Raw genomic sequence first — 21,590 nt, forward strand, 5'->3', positions numbered from 1 at the left:
TTTGCGCATGTTTTTTTCATTAGGCAATTCATATTCACAGAATCTTCGTTCGGCATTAGGCCACCATCAAAAAAACTGGCCGTAGCCAGTTTTTTGAGATAAGCTTACCAGCTTTTTTTCGATTTCCAAAACTCCGGCGTTAGAAAGACCAGCAGGGTAAAGAGTTCCAGCCTGCCCAGCAGCATACACGCTGTCAAAACAATTTTCCCGAAAGGTTCGATCGGTGCATAGGTAAACATCGGTCCGACGACGCCAAACCCTGGTCCAACGTTGCTGAGATTCGCAATAACTGCCGACATCGCATCAAAAGGCTCCAGACCTGTACCGGCCAAAAGAATAGACCCGATAGCAAACGTCAGGAAGTAAACGAAGAAAAACCGTCCCACATTACTCAGCACTGTCGTGTCAATTACTTTATCCTGAACAACAATATTGACTACCAGGCGCGGATGGATCGCTTGTCTGAGCTGAGCCAGACCCATTTTGACCAATAAGATCACTCTGGACACTTTTAAACCACCGGCAGTGGATCCGGCACTCGCGCCGATGAACATTAAAAAAAATAAAATCAATTTCGCCAGCCCCGACCACTGGTCAAAATCAGTAGATGCAAATCCGGTAGTCGTCATCAGCGTTACCACTTGAAAGACGGAATGTCTCAGAGCAGCAAGTGATCCCCAGCCCTGCTGGATGACAAGTGAACCGGTGATAATGAGCGTAGACACAACAACTATTAAAAAATAATATTTCAATTCCGTATCTTTGAGCGGACGCAAAGAACGTTTCCGCCAAGCCTGGACGAAAAGACTGAAGTTTGAACCTGCGATAAACATGGAAATGGTCAGAACAAGCTCAATAGGGAAAGAATTGTAGGCAGCAATACTTGCCGAGCGCGTGGAGAAGCCGCCTGTCGCCACAGTGGCAAAGGCATGGTTCACCGCATCAAAAAGGGACATCCCCGCGAACAACAGCAGCACAATCGTCACCACTGTAAGCCCTGCGTAGATCCCCCAGAGAATCAGCGCGGTATCTTTGATTCTCGGAACAATCTTCTCGGAAATCGGTCCAGGGACTTCGGAGTTAAAGATGTGGACTGCCCCAATGCCAAGGTTCGGGAGGAGTACAATAAACATCACGATGATCCCCATCCCGCCCATCCAGTGGGTCAGGCTACGCCAGAAAAGAATACTCCTGGGCAGAACCTCCAGATTACTCAATACGCTTGATCCCGTCGTTGTCAGGCCGGAAACCACTTCGAATAACGCATCAATATAGGTTGGAACGACGCCGGAAATAATAAAAGGTAGCGCCCCAAACAGCGACGCAAAAATCCAGGCTCCCCCGACAACTGCAAAGCCTTCCCGCACGCTAATTTTGCCTTCAACTTTTCCATGGAAGCGCATAACTGTTCCGACAATGACGGTAATGCAAAAAGAAATTAGAAAAGCCCAGCCGACCTTCTCTTGAAAGAACAGCGCAACAGCAATCGGAATAACCATGGCAAAACTGTAGGCAATCAAGAACCTTCCCAAGATATTTTCCAGCAGCGTAAAATTCATGATCCTGATTCTCCGTTAAAAGAATTTATTGACCTTAATGATCGTATCAGGCAGTGCAAAGATTATCACCTGGTCACCGGGCATCAGAACGGATTCACCGTTTGGCACGTAAACCCGACCTTGATGCAGGACTGCTCCAACCAGACAATTGTAGGGAAACCTGACCTCTTTCAGCTTCTTGCCGGCAACTTTGGACGTCGGAGATATGCCGATTTCCATAGCCTGCGCTTTGGCGCCTTCCAGCAGAGCCACGGAAATAAATTTACCCCTGCGGACCTGGCTCAGAATAAAACCGGCTGTGATCAATCTTGGCGATAAGACAGAATCCACGCCTACCTTTTCCATCAGGGGAATATACTCCGTTCTTCCTACCCGGCAAATTGTTTTCTGGGCACCCAGATCTTTGGCCATCAGGGCCAGAAGCAGATTCAGCTTATCGTCATCTGTCAGACAGACTACGGCATCGGCATCTCCGACCCCTTCTTCCATCAGCAGATCAACATCGGTTCCTTCTCCGCAGTACACAGTTCCCTTTTTGAGGCTTTTGGCCAAAGCCTGACACCGTTCCGGATTCTTGTCGATCACCTTGACGATCATACCTGCCTTTTCGAGCAGAACGGCCAGATTGCGGCCAATTCGGCCGGCTCCGATGAGCATGACTTTCTTGACCGGGACCATCTTTTCGGTAAACTCATCCTGGATCTCATTTAACGCTTGCGGATCGCCGACAAGAAAAACATTGTCGCTTGGCTTCAGCATCTCCGCGCCGTTCGGTATAATCATCCTGTTTTTACGCAGGATACCAACAATCAAAATATCTTTCGGAAGATCCAGTTCGGAAATCGGGATATTTGTATGCGGTGATTCTGGCCGGATCCTTACTTCCAACAACCTGACTTTACCATCGGCAAAGTCCTCGACCTCCAGTGCTGCCGGAATAAATAAGATCCTGCTTATTTCAACCGCGGTAACATGTTCAGGGTTAATCGTCAGATCGATCCCCAAAGAACGATGGAATTCGGCTTCCTCTTTACCAATATATTCGCTATTGCGGATTCGGGCGATTGTTTGATGTATTCCAGCCTGTTTCGCTGCCATACACGCCACCATGTTCACTTCATCACTGTCGGTGACAGCAATCATCAAGTCTGCCGACCGAACATCCGCGTTCATCAAGACCCTGGGGCTCGCTCCATTCCCTTGAATAGTCATGACGTCAAGGCTGTTCTGGATAATATTCCGGCGTGTTTCATCTTCCTCAATAACAATGACATCATGGTCTTCATCAACGAGGTACTGCGCCAGACTAAAACCAACCTTTCCAGCTCCCACAATGACTACCCGCACGTTAACCCCTCCGGTTCCTATTACTGTTTTAGAGCTACAATATAGCACAAACCAAAGATTTTCAACAGTGTTTTCTCATGATTTGCGAAATTAATTTACATCTAATCCTGCAATATCTTGGCGATCCGGACAATATGCTCCCCAATTTTATACAGCCAGCTGTTCAATTCCTGCATACCTTGATCATCTTTGGAGATCCGGCAAGTCAGGCTGTTCTGAACTTGATTATAGATTTCGATAATACCCTGATGGGCTTCGATGATCAGCAAAGCAAGAGCCTGATCACCTCTTTCCAAATAGCGCAGCAGGGTTAAAAAATTGCTGGATACAGCGATGTATAATTCTCCGGCCTTTTCCTGATCAGTCTCTTCAACCATTATCTGGGCAGCATGAATCCTGGCCCCCAGCCTGGCCATCACAATCAGGCTGTCGGCAATATATTCAAGTTCCTTAATTATTAACTGGTAGCTGTGGCTCTCGACAATTTGTTCCCGAGTCATATTCCGACGGAATAATTCCGTAAAGAATTTCGACAGTTCCTGATAGTGCCAGTCTACTTCCCGCTCCGTCCGTTCCAGCTCCTGAAGTATTTTTGTATCCCCGTAAAAGATGATACGCGGCAGTATTTGAACCATATTCTCAAGGATCTTATTCGCCACCCAACGGATTTCCTGTCTTGCCTGGGTCAAGGCAACAGCCGGCAGTTCAGGAGCTGCCTTGGTAATATAAATAAGCCTTGGTTTTTTGCCTTCGTCCCTTCGCTGCGGGATCAGCTTAATCAGCCATTTGCTTAAGATTTTGTTTAAAGGCAGAAATAGAATCACCATTAAGACTGCCGAAAAAAGATGCGTATTCGCTACCTGCCGGGGCAGGTCCGCAGCACTCCATTCGATAAACCGAGTAAAGTACGGAAAAAACGGCAGTAAGATTAACGCTGCAGCAAGACGATAAAGCGTGTTGGCTGCGGCTACCCTGACCGCATCGGCCCGTTCAGCGCTGAGAGAGGAAAACAAAGTCGTCAGCGTCCCCCCGATGTGAGCCCCCATGACCAGCGGGATGACCGATTCCACAGACAGCAGTCCGTGTGTGGAGAGGGAAATAAGAATTGCCAGAAACGCAGCACTGCTCTGCAGTAATGCTGTCACAACCATACTTATGGCTATACCGAGAATCGGGTTTGTCCCGAACTGGGAGAGGAACGCATCGACATCAGGCGAGCTTTTCAACGGTGAAAATGCTCCAGAAAGCAAAGACATGCCAACAAAAATACAGCCAAAACCGATCAGCGCTTGTCCGATGCTTTTGGCCAGCGTGGTTCTGACAAGAAAAAACATGATAAATCCGATGAAAAGCAGCAAAAGTGCAAAATCCAGGATTGGGAAAGAGATTAATTGAATGACGATCGAGGTCCCGACCGCTGACCCTAGAACAACACCAAGCGCCTGGGTCAGCGTCATCAGGCCTGAATTGACAAATTCGACGATCATGACCGTTGTCGCGGTACTGCTTTGCAGCGCGACTGTCATCACAATTCCGAATAGGGTCGCTGCCCAAGGCTTTCTAGTTAAAGAGGCCAGGATGTTTTTCAACTTTTTCGCGGCAATTTTCTGCAGCCCTTCCGAAGTAACATTAACCCCGTACAGGAACAGTCCCAGTCCGCCTAGAAATTGCATTACCATCGTGATCGAAAACATTTGCTTTAACTCTTTCCTTTGCCAGGCTGTGGTTTGTTCTTATCCGTCTGAATCTTTTCGGCAATCTCTTCAATCTTGCGCAGTCTGTGATTGACGCCCGATTTACCGACTTTCGGGATCAGAATTTCACCCAGTTCTTTCAAGGTATAATCCGGAAATTCCAGACGCAGGCAAGCAATCTCCTGCAGATTTTCCGGCAGGGCTTTGAGTCCGATGGTCCTTTCAATCAGCCGAATGTTTTCTAACTGACGTACTGCGGCGTCCACCGTCTTATTCAGATTGGCAGTCTCACAATTAACGATCCGGTTAACTTGGTTGCGCATTTCTTTGATGATCCGGATATTTTCAAACTCAAATAACGCCTGGTGGGCACCAATCAGCGCAAGAAACTCGACGATATGTTCGCTCTCCTTTAAATAAACCACATGGAAATTCTTACGGGTACTGACCTTCGCCTTTAGATCGAATTTGTTCAAAAGTTCGCTCAGGTCTCCTGCCAGAACCGGATCATTCGTGATAATCTCCATATGATAATTCCCCTCAGGGTTGCTGATCGAGCCTCCGGCCAGAAATGCCCCGCGGAGGTAAGCCTTCTGGTCACATTTCTTGGCAATAAGTTTCTTATCAATTCCGGCCTGGATTTCTCCCTCTTCATTAAACAACCCAAGTCTTTGAAGATCACTCATCTCTCTGGGGTAAATCTTCACCAGGTAAGAATTGTTTTTCTTCAGTCTTAATTTCCGCCTGACCACAATATCGGCTGGCAGATGCAGCGATTCTTTGGCCAGGTTATATATTTTTCGCGCCACAGGAGCGCTTTCAGTGATCACGTTCAGGGAATATTTCTGATTCGCGCTGATCTGCAGTGTTCCATCCATGCGGATAAGCGAAGCCAGCTCCGCCAGCTCACAACAATCCTTCTGCAACTCCAGTCTGGCTAGTTCCTCTTTGGTTATGGCACTAAACGACATACCATCAACTCCGGCCCTTCAAAATAATATCCTTTTTCGTCAACAGCGGCTTATATTTATATCGATTTAATTTTCCGATTTAGCAGATACGAATCAACCATGGCGACTCTCTCATTCACGGGCTTGAGACGGAATAACAGACGCAAAATTTCTTTAGCCAGCTTATCCGGATTATGCCGGACAACTTCCCCGCCGGTGTAAAAACTGCCTTCAAAGTAACGAACACCCAGTTTTTCGACCTCAGCGGCATCACCGTCCACAACCTCAGCTCCTTCTGCCTGATAGCGTTCCCTGACTTGCTGAGATATATTTTCTCTGGCAGCCAGCACCGCATCAACCAGATCCTTCCCAACATGCTCGATAATCACCTTCAAATGGTCGGCGACCGCATAATGGTCAGTCTCTCCAGGTTCCGTCATAATGTTGCAGACATAAATGCACGGAGCCTTGGCCGAAGCAATCTTGTCGCGAAGCCCTTTCACCAATAGATTCGGAATGATACTGGTATAAAGACTCCCCGGCCCAAGAACAATCAGGTCGGCATCTTCAAGCGCCGCTAAAGCTCCGGGCAAGGGCCGACAGTCCTGGGGCATAATATTGAGAACTTTGATCTTTCCAGGCGTCGTCCGGATGGCTGTCTCGCCGTTAATGAATCTACCGTCTTCAAAATAAGCATTCAGGGTGATTTGAGAAAGCGTTGACGGATATACTTCCCCGCGCAAGGCGAATACTTTGCCAATTTGCTCGATGCCTTTCTGAAAATCACCGAATCTTCCGGCCAGACCTGCAAGAAACAAATTCCCGAGGCTGTGCCCGGCCAGCGTCCCGGTATCAAAGCGATAGGAAAAAAGTTCTTCCATGATATCTTCTTTTTCAGCCAGAGCAACCAGACAGTTACGGATATCCCCGGGAGGCAGAATCCCAAGCTCTCGACGCAGACGCCCCGAGCTTCCGCCATCATCCCCAACGGTAACGATAGCCGTCAGATTGCTGGTATATTCTTTTAGCCCTTTCAGCAACGCCGACAGCCCGGTACCTCCACCGATAACAACAATTTTAGGTCCTCGCTTCAATTGACGGCGGGAATAAATCACATCGAGAATTCTATCTTCATTTTCCGGAATCAGCACGGAAATGATAGAGCTGATCATTTTTTTAAACGCGATAAAAACGATAGCCATACCTGCCAGGCAGGTAACGACCCCCGCCGGACCCACCATTACGGTATCTTTGCCGGCCAGCTGATAGATGATCTCCCGAAACTGCACTTCAATAAATCCGAGGGTTTCCCCGGAGCTGATGACCGAAAGTCCGCCGGCGACAAGAAATAAACCGAGGATTGCCAACAGAAAATATCTTTTTACACCTAAATTTGGATAGAACCATTTGCACATTTCCAAATATTTTTTCGGAAGTTCCATCTCGTCAAACCATTCCTATCCTTTGATATCTCTGTGGTTTATAACACAGGAGTAATTGTTCATCTGAAGGAACTCCGCTGTTTTCTCGGCAATTGCCACGGAACGGTGCTGCCCCCCTGTACATCCTATGCCAATGACCAGGTGGCTTTTACCTTCTTTGAGATATAACGGCAAAATAAATTCCAGCATATGAAAAAACCTGCCGATAAAATCAGCCGTGGTAGGATTCAGTAAAACATAATCCCTGACCTCTTTATCTTTGCCGTTCAGCGGTTTAAGTTCCTTTAAATAATACGGATTAGGCAGAAAACGGACATCGATAATTGTATCGGCATCCAGCGGTATCCCAAATTTAAACCCGAAAGAAACGACCGATACGGACATCCTGGCCGGATCGTATTCCTTTCCAAACAGATTCCTGATTTTTTCCTTCATCTGTACGGTTGTCAGGTCTGAACTGTCAATGATCTTGCTTGCATCCCCGCGTAAATCGGCAAGATATTGCCGCTCTTTGTGAATGCCTTCCAGCACATTTCCCTTCGGAGATACGGGATGCCTTCTTCTTGATTCTTTATAACGGTTGACCAGAACATCGTCCGAAGCCTCTAGGAATAGAATTTCGTATTGATATCCCGCCTCCTGCAGATCCTCGAGCGCCTGGTTTAAAGAAGAAAAAAAATCTCCGCCGCGTAAGTCACAGACAATGGCAGCTTTGTCTATTTTTCCTTGGGATTGGGCACACAAGTCAACGAACTTTTCAATAAGGCTCGGCGGAAGATTGTCAACGCAAAAAAATCCAAGGTCTTCCATACTTTGCAGGGCTTGCGTTTTCCCAGCCCCGGACAAACCGGTAATAATCACCAGTTTCAATGCTTCTCTTTTCATAGCCTTTTCCCCCACCTGAATTGTTCCTTTCCTGATTATTTCGTTTGCTTGCCAATATTCGACGCATCCTGCTGAATACGAGCGAGTTCACTTTCCATATTGGCCCCTCCTGCAATATTCTGCCAGCTGGAATTTAGGAGGTCCAAATACGTCCAGTCGTTCACCGAACCCTCCAAATACCAGGCAGACTGCAAAGACAAAGCAACCTCTGACTGAAAACGCTTCGTCGCCGATTCGTAATACGCACTGTTAACAGGCAGCCTGCCGCCGGCTTGAAACATCGCCTCTTCCGCCGCCGGCTTCAGCAGTTCTTCTTCAACCAGCCGAATGGCGCTTTCCATGACAGGAATGGTCTTTATGGATGAATTAGCGATTCCGATCGTATGATCCAGCAAAACCTGTCCCTTGGCTCCCAGTAAAGAATAGAAGGACAGACAGTCCCAGTTTCCACCTATGTTCGTCAGTCTGGTACTGTCACTGGCCCAGGTCAGCAGGTAACCGGTCTCACCCCCGGCAAACCGGGCTAAGGCTGCACTGTCCAAAAGCACTTGATTTTGCTGACGAAGCGCTGCAAAATTGTTGATAAAAGCCCGATTCTTCTGCGAATCCAGGGTTGGAACACCGTTGGCGCTTAACGTTCCTCCCTCAGCCCTCCACCACGGACTGAGCAGCGACGCATTCAGACCCGGAACTGCGATGACGGAATGTTTCTCCCAGATTTCCGCCAGACTTGCCGGGGGCACCGGTACTTTATCTTTGCGGTAGTAGAGCAGTGGTACATCCGTAAGCCAGGGTGCTGCAAATGCTTGTTTATTATACGTAAAAACCGCTCTCGCCGCCGGATAGGCTGAGTCGATATCCGCCAGAACAGGTGAGACCGCCCCTTTTTTATAGAGCGCATCGAGGATCTGTCTTCTAGCAATCACAATTTCCGGCCCCTCTGCTCCGGCTTGGTAGTTCCAGACCTGCTGGACAATATCTGCCTCAGCAATTTTTTCACCTTTAACCGATACTTCGGGATATTCCTTATTGATTCTGGCAAACTGCGCAAGTAAAGCCTGTTCTTCTTTGCCGTCCAACGAATACCAGACAGAGATTACCGCAGGGGCATCTCCGCCGGGTTTCCCCGGAGAGGGTCCCTTGGAACAAGCTGTTAAAGCCGTTAAGCTCAATATTATTATCATAATACACAGAAGTGCTTTCAGCCTTTTTTCCATTCAGAGCGATTTCCTCTCCTCATACCTGATACAATATTACTAAAATATTCAAAAACCATTAGGGCAAGTCTAAAGACCATAATACCGTTTCTCGGCTGTTGCGCATCCATTACGGAGACTAACCCGAGCAAATATTCGTTTCTTCTCCCCTTATTCTAATCCGTCCGCTGGAAAGTTACAAATACTACTTTCTGAGACTGTTTTTGTCAATTAATTTTCTATATGCTTTTAGGAGCTTGAACTTTCAACTTTAAAATACTGGGTCGGCTTTCGACCGTAGTAGAACAAATACCAGCCGCCTTTTCCCGGGGAATGTTCTGTAGTCCCTGTTGGAATATCCCGCTCAAAATATTCGATAGCCGTAGCTCTGATCCACTGCCTTTTATCCATGCCCTCAGACTCAGGAATCCGGTTCTGCCAAATCGGGTCCTTCCTTATCTCTTCTTTCCAACTTTTATCCTGGACAGTCTCTTCTGCTCTCTGTAGAAAATCAGGGATTTGCCCGGGACGTTCAGCGACAAAATAATCAAAACGCAGTGCTTCGCGCCAAAGTTTCCGATTCAGTGCGGTCCGGCCGGCCGGCTGTTCCATCAAAAATTCCCAGATATTCTCGAAGAGTGACCTGGAACTCCATTCTCTTTGGAACCAGCCCTTACCGTGCCAGTATCTGGCCAGAGCATCAAAAAAATCAAACGGGCTTTGCCGGTCAGCAAGAACAACTTCGAGTGAAAACTTAAACCTTCCAGAATTATAGTACCTTTCCAGAGTTTCTTCTATTCGGGCCAGGTCCAAAACCTGTTCGTGGCTCAACTCCCGTGTTTTCAGGACCGTATAGGGCGGATCCGGGCAGTATTTCAGCCCGTATTGGGTGCATTGCCTGCGGATTCCCGAACCCTTCAATACCTTCAGAAAACCAAGCTGCAAATGATTCGGTCTGAGATTAAAAACTTCATCAAATGACTTGCGGAATTCTGCCCACCCCTCATGGGGCAAGCCTGCAATAAGATCCAAATGAACCGGTATCCCGCAATCGTGCTGCAAATAACGAACCTTATCTTTCCAGTCCGCAAAATTCTGGGATCGGCGGATCGCTTTCAAAGCAGGTGGATGGGTGGACTGGACTCCTATCTCTAATTGAATCATTCCTGTCGGATAGTTCTGCAAGTACTGCAGCCAGTCCTGATCCAGCAAATCTCCGGCTATCTCGCAATGGGCCCGTGGAATGTCCCCAGACAATCCATATGTGCCCTCCGGTCCTGTTTTCTCGTACTCCCGTTCAGCTTCCTCTTTAAATAGGTCAAGAACTTGAAACCCGTGCGTTTTGGATGCGTTGAATGTTCTGTCCACAAATTTAATCGTCCGTGCCCCGTTCGCAAAAAGCTGCCGCAAAATAGGACGAAAACGCTCCGGCTGCAAAAACCGGACACCCTTGAAAGTGGACGAAATACAAAATTCACAGTTATACGGACAGCCCCTGCTTGTCTCGACATAAACCAGTTTCCCGCGAAAATCCTCTTGCACCGCGTAGGGGTTTGGCAGAAAATTCAGATCCACGGTATCCGGTGTCGCTGCATTCGTCACTACCATGCCACATGCATCCGTGCTGGTCATTCCCTGGAAACCATCCGAGGCAGTCATGCTGTCCAGGCCCTGGGGACCGCCGGCCTCTCTCCGCAGTCGCCAGACAACACCGGCGACATCCCGGGGAAGGCTGCCTTCGGACCAACCTTTAAGCAGCACAGGCAGAACCCGTTCGGCTTCCCCGGCAACGACCGCATCGAGCTGGGGGACCTCATTCATAAGACGATCACAGTCAAAAGATACTTCCGGCCCCCCGGCCAGAATGAAGGTATCGGGCAAGACAGGCCTCAACCTGCGCACCAAGGCCTTAACGGAGACAATGTTCCAGATATAGCATGAGAAACCAAGGACATCCGGTTTCTCTTCAAATATTTCTCCGGCAATTTTGTCCAGATGCTCATTAATCGAAAACTCGCGGATACAGATTTCCCATTCGGCGTTTCCCTGTGTCTTCAAGACTTCACGCAGACAGCGAATGGCCAGATTTGTATGTACATACCGGGTATTTATGCCAACGAGCAGGATCTTCACATTAAAACTCCTTACCTGAATTCTTAGGCTGGATTTTTTTTGATTTATGATGGACCTTACAGAACAAATTTCTCGAAAACTTTGGCTACTCCGTCTTCTTTATTTGAAGCTGTAATATAATCCGCAATTTCTTTGAGTTCCTGATGGGCATTGCCCATAGCCACACCGATACCGGCAAACATCAGCATTTCCCGGTCATTGAAATTATCCCCAATCGCGATAATTTCTTCCGGCAAGATGCCGAAATTCGCGGCTAACGCCCTAAGCGCGCTGCCTTTGTTGACCTCTTTATCGATCATATCCAGAAAAATTGGCTTGGAACGCGTAAAATGAAGCCTGTCGGCATAGATCTGCCGCAGTTCTGCCGTAGCAGTCTGGAGATAATCCTCCCCGGAAATGCACAATATTTTTTCAGCACCTTCCGGCTCAGTGTGCAAAATTTGCAGCACATCCGTTTCCTGGACCTTTATTCCGGTCATTTCCTCATAGGCTTTGGAATATTGATTCCATTTATTTGTAAAGACTTCATCTTTGATAAACACCTGTGTGTAGACTTCTTTCGACTGGAGACGCTGAATAATCTCCATAGCTAATCCTGACGGAATCACTTTATGGCAGATGATTTCCCTGCTCAGGGAGTGCTCGATCAAGGCTCCATTGCATGTAATAATCGGAACATCCAGACCCAGCTGGCTGGCGTATTTTCTGGCAGATACAGCCATCCTTCCTGTAGCAAGCGTAACCATTACGCCTTTGGCCACTGCGCGGCGGATGGCCTTGATATTCCCTTCAGAAATTTGCCACGCATCGTTAAGCAGTGTTTCATCCAAATCTATGGCAACAAGTCGGATCAATCTATTTCACTCCTTTGGCAGATTACACGAACAAATTGATACTATTATACCATAGAACTTCAGGGCCGTAGCCTTTTTGATTTTTAGGCAAGGTAGTCAGACGTATACGTATAACATACCAGAATTAGGGTTGACATGGTCCCGGTAGAAAAACTATAGTAGGATTATATAGAAAACTTGGCTTACGCCAGCCTTTTGGCACAGGCGTAAGCCTTAGTTGCCCATAGATATATCAAAAAGCACCTAGGTTTTTTCACCGAAATCTGATATACGAAATAGGATGAACGAGGTAATCTGATGACCAGCTGGCTTTTGGGCACGAAATTAGTGATTATTCTATATAGTATTTTTTGCTATGTACTGACTGGGATGACCAATTTGCCCCTGGTGCTGTTACTTCTACTTATCTATATCATTGTGAGCATGTTTCATATTATTTCCTCCAGGGAATCCGTAAAAAAAACATGGATGGTTTTGATATGTGTTTTTCTGATTCTCTCTGCTTTCTATGCCTCTAATCTCTTTGTTTTTCTTTTGCCGTTAAACTTGTTGGAATTGTTTCACCAGTTCGGGAAGAATCCATTATATGCCCTGATCCCTACAGCTCTTCCTCTTTTCTTGCTTGCGGGGAATATTATCCCGGAATATCTGCTGATCAGTCTTTTGAGTGCCATGATTTATGAATTGTCCCTAAAATCTTCGATGCGCATTGCCCGCCTGGCCGCGGACAACGATTTCTTAAGAGAAAAGAACCATTCTCTTTACGGCCGTTTGCACTCCGGTACCGAATATGAAAACCAGGTCAAGTATTTAAGCCAACTGGAAGAAAGAAATACGCTTGCGCAAAATATTCACGATAAAATTGGGCATGTCCTTGCCGGAAGCCTGATCCAGCTTGAAGCCGCCCGCCTGGTGATTGACCGGGACCAGAACAGATCAAAGGAGATTATTGCCAATGTTATCCATGTCTTGAAAGAAGGCATGGAGGATATCCGTTCCACACTCAGAACTATCAAACCAGCTCCTGAGCAGCTTGGCATTAATCGTTTGAAAGCGATTCTGGATGAACATTCATTTAACAGCCAAATGAAAACACATTTGAACTACCAGGGTAATCTGAACTGCATTACCCATTCACAATGGAGAATCATCCTGGAAAATGTCCGGGAAGCACTGACAAATACATTGAAATATTCATCCGCCGGAGAAGTGAAAATAAAACTTGAAATAATGAATAAACTTATTAAGGTCGAAATAAAAGATAATGGAGTCGGTGCCATATCGATTAAGAAGGGATTGGGACTGGAAGGGATGGAAGAAAGAACGGAAAGCTGCGGGGGCAAACTTATTCTGGACAGTTCAGACGGTTTTTCCGTCATTACCTTACTGCCTGTGAAAGGAGCAGAAAATGCCGATTAAAGTACTTATTACCGATGACGATATCCTGATCCGGGAAGGGCTTAAAATCATACTTCAAAACGACGAACGTTTTGAAGTAACCGCCTGTGTGGAAAATGGCCTGCAGGCCATCCAATACTGCGAATCCCAGAAAGTCGATATCGCGCTGCTTGATGTCAGGATGCCTGTCATGGACGGCCTGCAGGCTTCCAGAGAAATATCTGAAAAAACGACCGTCAAGCCACTGATCCTGACCACATTTGACGACGATGATTTTATTCTGACGGCCGTAAAAAACGGCTCAAGAGGGTATTTGCTGAAGAACAGTTCCCCTGACCGGATCATGGACGCGATAAAAATGGTATATGAGGGCGGCATTGTGATGCAGGACAGTGTGATGAAAAAAATTCGGGAGGAGCTGGTCACGAATCCCAAAGTCAAAATTGCCGAAGATCTTTTTTCTGACAGGGAAATGGATATCATCAAACTTATTTCCAAAGGTCTGGCTAATCGCGAAATAGCAAAGAAGCTCTATGTCTCGGAAGGCACAGTTAAAAATTATATCACTTCCATCCTGAATAAAACGGGACTTGAACACCGAACCCAAATTGCGATTTATTACCTGACCGGTTCCAAATCATAAAAACGTTACATAATAAAAAGAATGTAACTCAATCATCATAAACAAATGACTTTTGTCATACAAACTGGTGACCTTTTCTACTAACGAAAGGTTCCTTTTTTTATTAGTATATAAGAAAGTATACGTTACTTTCTTATATATCTAAGTGCAGCTAAGGCTGCCGCCAGAAAACTTGGCGCCAGCCAAGTTTTCTTTAGATGAATCAGAGGGATGGGTAGGAAAATGAAAGGGGCAATTCATTATGAGCATCCTGGTGATGGAAAATGTTACGAAAAAATTCGGTGATGTCATTGCTGTAGATAACATGAATATCAGCATTGCGAAGGGAGAAATATTTGGACTTTTAGGACCGAACGGTGCAGGTAAGAGCACCGCTATTAACATGATTATTGGCTTATTATCCATCGATAAAGGGACGATCTCTATTCTGAATAAAGATACGAAAAGAAACAAAGCCTTTTCGAAGAAAAATACAGGCATAGTTCCCCAGGATATTGCCATTTATGAAGATCTGACCACGCTGGAAAATGTCAAATTTTTTGCGGGACTTTACGGTCTGCGAGGGGATGAGCTGCATAAAGCAGCGGCTGAGGCACTAGAATTTACCGAATTAAGCGATAAAGCAAACAGTTATCCGAAAAGCTTTTCCGGGGGCATGAAAAGACGGCTGAATATCGCCTGTGCGATTACCCACAAACCGAAATTGATTATCATGGATGAGCCTACCGTAGGTATCGATCCACAATCCCGGAATCATATCCTGCAATCTGTTAAGAAATTAAATCAGATGGGCTGTACAATTATTTATACCAGTCATTACATGGAAGAAGTCGAAGAAATCTGTTCCCGAATCGCGATCATGGATCACGGCAAAGTGATCGCCCTGGGCAGCAAAGAAGAGTTGAAAGCGCTGTTAACCGACTCCAATATTGTCTGGATTACCGTTAACGACTCGATCACGAAAGTTGTCGAAGACAAGATCAGGGAAATACCCGGGGTTCTTCAGATGGACATTGAAGAAAATACGCTAAAAATAAGCACTGCCAAAGAAGTCCACAACCTTGATAAAATTATCTGTTACTTTACCGAAAACAAGTTCTCAATCAAAAGTGTTGAGAGCAGAACACCGGACCTGGAAACTGTATTTCTGTCGCTGACCGGCCGCAGTCTAAGGGATTAGGTGGCTACCATGAGAATTATCCATATTATTTTAAAGGAATTCAAACAGAACATTCGGGATTTCAAAGCGAATATTATGATGGTCCTTTTCCCGATTGTCTTGATTGTCATTCTGGGTACGGCCTTTTCCGGTGTATTTTCCAATGATATTGTATTGGACGATATACGTGTCCTTTATTCTGTTCAAGGAGATCCGGCACTTACCGAAAGTTTTCATTCCTTTCAGGATGAGCTGCAGAAACAGCTGGGAATTACTTTTACCGAAACGACAGACCCAGAGGAAGGTCTAAGCAGTATTAAAAATGACCAGTATTCCTGTTTTATTTTGCTGACGAGCGCCCCTCCGGAAATTCGCGTCTATAAAAATGCGCGTTTTAACTTTGAGGCCAATCTTGTTGAATCATCCGTTAAAGTGTTTGCCGCCAGATACGATGCCGTTAAGCTGATTGCCCAAACAAATCCTTCCGCATTAGCGGGCATTATGGCTAGTCCTGAAGAAGATTATGTTCAGTCCGAATCCATAGACAAAAAAAGAGAACCCGGTTCACTGGATTACTACGCGGTAACCATGCTGACACTTTTTTTACTGTACGCTTCGCTGACCGGATTCTGGTCTGTTAAAAATGAACAGAATTTTAAAACCGGAAACCGGATACTTTGCAGTCCTGTCACCAAAATTGAACTACTCACAGGCAAAACGCTCGGCGGCCTCCTGGTAACCATCGTGCAGGCAGCGGTCGTTCTTCTGTTCAGCTCGCTTTTCTTTAAAGTGTACTGGGGATCAGACCTGCTATCGGTCCTGCTGATCATTTTCTCTGAAGCTGTTCTGGCAATCGGTCTAGGCACAGGAATTGCTTACCTGATTCGCAATGACGGTACAGGTGCCGCTTGTCTAAATGTTTTGATCCCAATTATTGCTTTCCTCGGCGGCGGGTATGTCCCGTTATCCTCGCTGAATGGTCCACTCACTGCCATCACTGCGCTATCTCCGCTTAAGTGGACAAATGAGGCAATTTTCAGATTGATCTATGATCAGGACTATACGATCATGCTTCCTGCTATTCTGATCAATCTGGCTGTCGCCGCGACATTTTTAATGGTCTCAGCATTCCTGTCCAGAAAGGAGGCGGTCTGAATGAAAAACATTCTATTTTTAGTCCGGAACACCTTAAAGGTCACCTTTAGAAAAAAGGGGAATTATATTGTCTATCTGCTTCTTCCACTGCTCGGTATTGTCTTTGCACTGGCGATCTACAGCGGGGCCAAGTCAGAACCCGTCCAAATCGGGCTGATTGACAAAGACCAAACTGCCCTTTCCGCCTACCTTGTCCAGGAAACTGCTAAAGCGGGAAACTATACGCTTACTCCCCTCCAAGAAACAGAAATAAAAAACAACCTTCTGGATCAAACCCTGGAGGCAGCTGTCATCATCCCCGGTGGATATGAAAAAAGTATTGTTGCCGGTTCTCCGGCAGCAATCAAAATCATCTCGTTAAAGGGACAGGATACAACGGCCTGGCTGGAGCAGTTTTTCAATCTGCAGACCCGGAATCTGAAAGATCTGGCTGCCGCTGCCGGCGGGGACGAGACAGCTTTCCGGGGACTGTTTCAGGAATACAGCAGCCATCCGCTCCAGGTATCTGCTGTCGAACTGCAGGACGAAAGTGTCAGCAAGGATATTACCCTGACAAGCTTCGGCTTCCTGCTGATGTTTGTTATGTTCGGAGCAGGCTTGACATCCCATGCTATCCTGAATGAAAAAAAAACCAGGACCTATCACAGAATTTGTGCGAGTCCCGTATCGCCAAAGGAATATCTCAGTGCAAATGCGCTAAGCAGCCTGATCATCGTTACCGTTCAAACACTCTTTATCATCGTGGCTTTACAATATCTGTTCCGTATTGAAACCTATGTGCCTGCAATCCTTCTGTTCTTTATCCTTCTGCTGTTCGGCCTTGTTTCGATCGGGATCGGACTTATTACAACAGCGTTTTCCAGTTCGTCCTACATGGCAGGCACGCTTTCTACGCTTATCCTGACACCGACCTGCATGCTGGGAGGATGTTTCTGGCCGGTTAGCCTGATGCCCGAAACCATGCAGAAAATCGCCCATTTTATGCCGCAATGGTGGGCTTTGGATGCGATTCGAAAAATGCAGTCCGGCAGCAGTCTGTCAGAAATCCTGATGAATATTGCTATCTTGATTGCTTTTGCCGTGGCTTTCTTCCTAATTGCAGTGTACCGGTTCGCCCGGGAAAACAATATCCAGAAATTCGTGTAATTCATTTGTTTGTACTGAATAAGAAACAAAAATACTGCCAACAACGGTCAGCAGTATCTAATATTAAACCTTCATATTACTGTATGATTTTTATGCTTGCCTGAGAAGCTTTTCCAATTCCCCATTCATAAAGTTATAATTATGCCCGTCTTCCGGGTACTGTTCCCCAACTACATCATTCTTGTAGCTTTCCAAAGCATCCAAAATGATCGAATTCAGATTCACATACTTCTTGACAAATTTGGGGGTGAAAGCGTCAAAGAAACCCAGCGCATCGTGAACAATCATCAGCTGTCCATGAACATATGGACCTGCTCCGATTCCAATAACCGGGATATTTGCTCTTTCAGTAACAATCTTGCCGACTTCAGGCGGAATAGCTTCCAGCAGCAACAGGCTAATACCGGCTTCCTCAAGAATTCTGGCATCTTCAATAATCTTTAAGGCGCCTGCACAATCGCGTCCCTGGGATTTGAATCCACCTAATTGAGCCATCGATTGCGGGGTTAAGCCAAGATGTCCCATGACAGGAATGGTCGCTTTGACCATAGCTTCGACGGTATCCGCCATATTGGATCCGCCTTCCAGCTTGACAGCATCGCAGCCAGCCTCTGCCATAAAACGGCTTGCATTGCGAATGGCTTCTTTTTTGCTGATCTGATAGGTCATATAAGGCATATCGCCGACTAAGTACGCCGTAGGTGCACCTTTACGGACTGCCTTGGCATGTGTGACCATGGTATCCAGGTCCATGCCCAGGGTTGTCTCTTCTCCCAGAACGGTCATTGCCATAGAATCTCCGACAAGTATAATATCGATACCAGCCTTCTCTTCAAGAAGGGCCATTGGATAGTCATAACACGTGAGCATGGTAATTTTTTCACTTAAATTCACTTTGTTCTGCAACGCATTGATGTTGACTTTCGATCGCATTTTTCTCTTTCCCTCCAAAAATATAGGAACGATTCCTTAAAATTATTTACAATATAATATATACCATCTGCCTTCAATTGTCTACCCCCTGCCGACACTTTTCCACAAGGGGAGTACACCAATTAATGACATTGTCGAAAAATCAGAAAAGCTGACACCGTATAAAACGACGCCAGCTTGTAAAAATTAATGAATTTAACCCATTGTCCTAAATTCCCAGATGTTTTCCTAAAAACTGTCCAGTATACGAGGCCGGAACCGCGGCGATTTCCTCGGGCGTACCAATTGCGACAATCTCGCCTCCCCGACTGCCGCCTTCTGGACCGAGGTCGATGATATAATCGGCGGTTTTGATCACGTCCAGATTGTGCTCAATGATCAGAACGGAATCGCCCGCCTCAACGAGGCGCTGTAAGACCTTTAACAGCTTATCCACATCGGCGACGTGCAAACCGGTCGTCGGTTCATCCAAAATATACAGCGTTTTCCCCGTACTGCGGCGGCTGAGCTCCGTAGCCAACTTAACGCGCTGGGCCTCTCCCCCGGAAAGGGTCGTAGCCGGCTGCCCAAGCTTGATGTAGCCTAAGCCAACATCCTGCAGGGTCTGCAGTTTTCGAGCAATCCGAGGTACAGCCGCGAAAAATTCAACCGCTTCAGCAACCGTCATGTCGAGGATCTCCGCAATATTTTTTCCTTTAAAGCTTACCTCCAGGGTCTCACGGTTGTAACGCTGCCCGCGGCATACCTCACACGGGACATAGACATCCGGAAGAAAATGCATTTCAATTTTTATGATTCCGTCTCCCCGGCATGCCTCACAGCGTCCGCCTTTGACATTGAAGCTGAACCGGCCTTGTTTATAGCCTCTGATTTTCGCTTCCGGCGTCTGGGAAAAGAGGTCCCGGATAAAATCAAATAGCCCGGTGTACGTGGCTGGATTGGATCGCGGTGTACGCCCGATCGGAGACTGATCAATGTCGATAACCTTGTCGACATACTCCAGTCCTTTGAGCTCCCGGTAAACCCCGGGACGGACTTTGCTGCTGATTTTGAGTTCCATCTGAAGCCCTTTAAATAATATTTCGTTGACCAGCGTGCTTTTGCCCGATCCGGACACTCCTGTTACACAAGTCATCACACCCAAAGGGAATTTGGCATGGAGCTGTTTCAGGTTGTTCTGGGCTGCGCCGACTACTTCAAGCCATTTTCCGTTCGGCTGGCGACGTTGAGCCGGGACTTCAATCTTTTTACGACCGGTCTGATACTGCCCGGTAATCGAAGCTTCACACGCCTTGATCGCTTCCAGATCTCCCTGCGCCACAATATGCCCGCCATGGGTTCCGGCGCCAGGGCCGATATCAATGATATGGTCGGCCTCCAAAAGAGTATCCTCATCATGTTCCACGACCAAAAGCGTGTTCCCCAAGTCCCGCAGTTTTTTCAACGTGTCCAGCAGTTTAGCGTTATCGCGCTGGTGCAGACCGATGCTTGGCTCATCCAGCACATAAAGCACGCCGGTGAGACTCGAGCCAATCTGCGTGGCCAGACGGATCCGCTGGGCCTCCCCGCCTGAAAGTGTCCCGGCGGCACGATCCAGAGTCAGGTAGTCCAGCCCGACATTAACAAGAAAACCAAGCCTTTCTTTGATTTCTTTCAAAACCTGACGCGCAATCATCTGTTCCTTTTCACTTAGAACGATCTTTTTAAAAAAGTCCAGGAACTCCATCACGGTAAGCCGGGTCAGCTCATAGATGGATAAACGATTAATCTTCACAGCCAGCGCTTCGGGTTTCAGCCTCTTGCCCTGACAGACCGGGCACGGTCTCTCTGTCATCAAACCTTCTATTTCATTCCGGACATAGTCCGAGGTCGATTCCTTATATCGGCGGTTAAAATACGGCACCAGTCCTTCAAAAGGCGCTTTCCAATTTTTTAATTCATCAAAGATATTGTAGTAACTGAATTTAATCGGTGAATCAGAGCCATAGACCAGGGCCTGCCACTGCTCCGGTGTCAGATTTTTCACCGGGCAATCCAGATTGAACCCGAATTTTTCGGCCAGCCCCTGCAGCAAGGCAGGATAATAGCTCGAATTCGATTTCGCCCACGGCACGATTGCACCTTCATTGATCGACTTGCCGCGGTCGGAGATAATCAAATCGATATCTGCTTCCAAATTCGCCCCGAGTCCGGTACACGACGGACAGGCCCCGAATGGGCTGTTGAAGGAAAACAGTCTTGGAGCAATCTCGTCGATTGCAATTCCGCAGTCCGGGCACGCAAAATTTTCGCTGAATAGAATCTCTTCCTGACCCGCGATGTCGACCAGGACCGTGCCTTCGGCGAGCTTCAGCGCAGTCTCGATTGAGTCGGCGAGCCGAGCGGTGCTGTCGGGCTTCAGGGAAATTCTGTCGACAACCACATCAATGGAGTGTTTTTTGTTTTTTTCAAGAAGTATTTCCTCACTGAGATCTCTGACTTCTCCATCCACCCTCACCCGAACGTAGCCGCTTTTTCTGACCTGTTCGAGTGTCCGGACGTGCTCTCCTTTTTTTCCTTTGATCACCGGTGCTAGAATCTGTAAACGGGTTTTCTCCGGATAGGTCAGTAATTGATCCACCATCTGCTGGACGGTCTGCTGGCTAATCTCCTTGCCGCAGTTCGGACAATGCGGATGACCGACCCTTGCATAAAGGAGTCTGAGATAATCATAGATTTCCGTTACCGTTCCTACGGTTGATCGTGGATTGCGATTTGTCGTCTTCTGATCAATGGAGATTGCGGGTGATAGCCCTTCAATATAATCGACATCCGGTTTGTCCATCTGCCCCAGGAACTGGCGGGCATAAGCTGAGAGGGACTCAACATAGCGTCTTTGACCTTCAGCGTAAATGGTGTCAAAAGCTAGAGATGATTTTCCTGAACCGGACAGGCCGGTAATAACAACGAGCTTATCCCGCGGAATATCGACATCAATGTTTTTGAGGTTATGGACACGGGCACCCCGTACCTTGATATAATCCTGGGTCATACATTTCCTCCATAAGGCTTCTAAAGATGATAAGGCTATATTTTTTGCTTGATTCTATTCCTTAT

At 46.9% G+C, this 21,590-nt stretch carries 16 protein-coding genes; 5 read left to right on the forward strand and 11 right to left on the reverse strand.

The genetic code is table 11. The features are described from left to right. Window positions 1-104: 104 nt before the first annotated feature. The 9 genes from AB3489_RS13985 to AB3489_RS14025 all read right to left on the reverse strand — a co-directional run bounded on the left by AB3489_RS13985 (window position 105) and on the right by AB3489_RS14025 (window position 12,060). Window positions 105-1,559 (reverse strand): TrkH family potassium uptake protein, encoded by a 1,455-nt coding sequence (locus AB3489_RS13985; RefSeq protein ID WP_368293364.1) that lies wholly within the window; start codon window positions 1,557-1,559, stop codon window positions 105-107. 15 nt (window positions 1,560-1,574) lie between these two features. After that, entirely contained in the window at window positions 1,575-2,906 is a 1,332-nt protein-coding gene (gene trkA, locus AB3489_RS13990) for a Trk system potassium transporter TrkA (protein ID WP_019224949.1), read from the reverse strand. A 101-nt stretch (window positions 2,907-3,007) separates the two neighbouring features. After that, window positions 3,008-4,600: a Na/Pi cotransporter family protein gene (locus AB3489_RS13995; protein ID WP_368293365.1), complete on the reverse strand. Its 1,593-nt coding sequence runs from the start codon at window positions 4,598-4,600 to the stop codon at window positions 3,008-3,010. A 5-nt stretch (window positions 4,601-4,605) separates the two neighbouring features. Continuing rightward, a complete protein-coding gene (gene whiA, locus AB3489_RS14000; RefSeq protein ID WP_287705044.1) occupies window positions 4,606-5,571 on the reverse strand; it encodes a DNA-binding protein WhiA in 966 nt (321 codons plus the stop codon). Between the two features lie 56 nt (window positions 5,572-5,627). Continuing rightward, window positions 5,628-6,992, reverse strand: coding sequence for a gluconeogenesis factor YvcK family protein (yvcK, locus tag AB3489_RS14005; RefSeq protein WP_019224952.1), 1,365 nt, complete (start codon window positions 6,990-6,992; stop codon window positions 5,628-5,630). A gap of 15 nt (window positions 6,993-7,007) precedes the next feature. Then, window positions 7,008-7,877 carry an RNase adapter RapZ gene (gene rapZ / locus AB3489_RS14010; RefSeq protein ID WP_287705043.1) on the reverse strand — a complete coding sequence of 290 codons (870 nt, stop codon included), beginning with the start codon at window positions 7,875-7,877 and terminating at the stop codon, window positions 7,008-7,010. A 35-nt stretch (window positions 7,878-7,912) separates the two neighbouring features. Further along, a complete protein-coding gene (locus tag AB3489_RS14015; protein ID WP_368293366.1) occupies window positions 7,913-9,061 on the reverse strand; it encodes an extracellular solute-binding protein in 1,149 nt (382 codons plus the stop codon). Window positions 9,062-9,322: 261 nt separating this feature from the next. Next, window positions 9,323-11,206 (reverse strand): B12-binding domain-containing radical SAM protein, encoded by a 1,884-nt coding sequence (locus tag AB3489_RS14020; protein ID WP_368293367.1) that lies wholly within the window; start codon window positions 11,204-11,206, stop codon window positions 9,323-9,325. Between the two features lie 56 nt (window positions 11,207-11,262). After that, window positions 11,263-12,060, reverse strand: a complete 798-nt coding sequence (locus AB3489_RS14025; RefSeq protein WP_368293368.1) for a Cof-type HAD-IIB family hydrolase — start codon at window positions 12,058-12,060, stop codon at window positions 11,263-11,265. 297 nt (window positions 12,061-12,357) lie between these two features. Between AB3489_RS14025 and AB3489_RS14030 the strand changes: the two genes are divergently transcribed. The 5 genes from AB3489_RS14030 to AB3489_RS14050 all read left to right on the forward strand — a co-directional run bounded on the left by AB3489_RS14030 (window position 12,358) and on the right by AB3489_RS14050 (window position 17,561). Further along, a complete protein-coding gene (locus AB3489_RS14030) occupies window positions 12,358-13,479 on the forward strand; it encodes a sensor histidine kinase (RefSeq protein WP_368293369.1) in 1,122 nt (373 codons plus the stop codon). Next, window positions 13,469-14,101: a response regulator transcription factor gene (locus AB3489_RS14035; RefSeq protein ID WP_019224958.1), complete on the forward strand. Its 633-nt coding sequence runs from the start codon at window positions 13,469-13,471 to the stop codon at window positions 14,099-14,101. Before AB3489_RS14030 ends, AB3489_RS14035 begins: the two co-directional genes overlap by 11 nt. Before the next feature lie 241 nt (window positions 14,102-14,342). After that, on the forward strand, window positions 14,343-15,281 hold the full coding sequence (locus AB3489_RS14040; protein WP_368293370.1) for an ABC transporter ATP-binding protein: 939 nt from the start codon (window positions 14,343-14,345) through the stop codon (window positions 15,279-15,281). A gap of 9 nt (window positions 15,282-15,290) precedes the next feature. Continuing rightward, window positions 15,291-16,415 (forward strand): ABC transporter permease, encoded by a 1,125-nt coding sequence (locus AB3489_RS14045; RefSeq protein ID WP_368293371.1) that lies wholly within the window; start codon window positions 15,291-15,293, stop codon window positions 16,413-16,415. Continuing rightward, window positions 16,416-17,561, forward strand: a complete 1,146-nt coding sequence (locus AB3489_RS14050) for an ABC transporter permease (RefSeq protein ID WP_368293372.1) — start codon at window positions 16,416-16,418, stop codon at window positions 17,559-17,561. A gap of 90 nt (window positions 17,562-17,651) precedes the next feature. Here the strand turns inward: AB3489_RS14050 and panB are convergent, their stop codons facing one another. Continuing rightward, window positions 17,652-18,494, reverse strand: coding sequence for a 3-methyl-2-oxobutanoate hydroxymethyltransferase (gene panB, locus AB3489_RS14055; protein ID WP_015044879.1), 843 nt, complete (start codon window positions 18,492-18,494; stop codon window positions 17,652-17,654). Window positions 18,495-18,702: 208 nt separating this feature from the next. Then, entirely contained in the window at window positions 18,703-21,525 is a 2,823-nt protein-coding gene (uvrA, locus tag AB3489_RS14060) for an excinuclease ABC subunit UvrA (RefSeq protein WP_368293373.1), read from the reverse strand. Window positions 21,526-21,590 lie beyond the last annotated feature (65 nt).

The organism is Dehalobacter sp. TBBPA1 (assembly GCF_040931655.1).
GTDB lineage: Bacteria > Bacillota > Desulfitobacteriia > Desulfitobacteriales > Syntrophobotulaceae > Dehalobacter > Dehalobacter restrictus.